This window comes from Pseudoalteromonas luteoviolacea NCIMB 1942 (genome assembly GCF_001625595.1).
Classification (GTDB): domain Bacteria; phylum Pseudomonadota; class Gammaproteobacteria; order Enterobacterales; family Alteromonadaceae; genus Pseudoalteromonas; species Pseudoalteromonas luteoviolacea_A.
The window spans coordinates 1-1,008 of record NZ_AUXT01000058.1 but is presented as its reverse complement, the minus strand read 5'-3'; the positions used below and the strand labels follow the sequence as shown (position 1 = coordinate 1,008).

Annotated in this window: 1 protein-coding gene; it reads right to left on the bottom strand. The window is 42.2% G+C overall.

The window, feature by feature from the left end; genetic code table 11:
* Positions 1 to 192: 192 nt before the first annotated feature.
* A partial coding sequence (locus N482_RS04585) for an IS110 family transposase (RefSeq protein WP_063375957.1) occupies positions 193 to 1,008 on the bottom strand: 816 nt, incomplete at its 5' end.

The window sequence follows — 1,008 nt, the reverse complement described above, 5'->3', positions numbered from 1 at the left end:
CACACCCTAAATTGAAAACACCCAATCGGTTTTAATACCGTGCCTTTGTCGGGTTTTATGTAGGCAGGCTAGGCCTTTTTTCATTTACTTTTAGCAACTAAAGGTTAGGAGGTTGTTAGGTGCTCACAACACCCACCCGGGTTATGTGACCCTTGTCATCTTCGAGCTTCCCAACAACCAAACTGAATTACTTTATGCATTTTGCTTTACCGTATTGTTAGACATTGGTCGGTAGAATTCATTCTTTTGAAGTAATATCCACATCAACCTTGCTAGGCGGTGTGCAGTTGCAACAACGGCCTTATTGACACCTCTGCGCTGCTTTAAAGCCGTTATCCAGCGATTTAAATCGTCATCTTTTTTATGAGCGTGGTTCACAACAGTACGAGCGCCATGAATAAGTTGCTTTCTGAGATAGCAATCACCACGTTTAGTAATGCCGCTTAGACGGTTTGTCTCACCTGAAGCATATTGTTTGGGCGTAATGCCGAGCCATACACTAAAGTCTTTAGCACTTTTAAACGCTTGGCCTTTGTCGATACTGGCACTGAAAGCAGAAGCGATAATAGGCCCAACCCCTAGTATCGATTGCATAATCTCTGCGCTACTATTTTGAGCATTGGACTGTCTAAACAGGGAGTCTAGTAATCTAATCCTTTTGTCATAACCTTCCAATTCTTCGTGCACCTCTAGTAGCATAAGTCTAATAACTGGTTGAATGATTTCGGATAATAGCTCATGAATAGTTCGTTTAAATATCGAGTATGCTTTTGGAATGTGGATACCAAACTCCAGCAATAGGCTCCTAGTTTGATTAATACATGCGGTGCGGGAAGTTAATACTCTTTCTCGCATCCGGTGTAGTATCAGGACAGCTTGTTGCTGCTCAGTTTTAACTGGGACGAATCGTATGTTGGGCCTTCTACTTGCCTCGTATATTGCCATGCAGTCGTTTTTATCATTTTTATTACCACGGACAAATGGAGTTACATGTTGCGCTGGAATTAG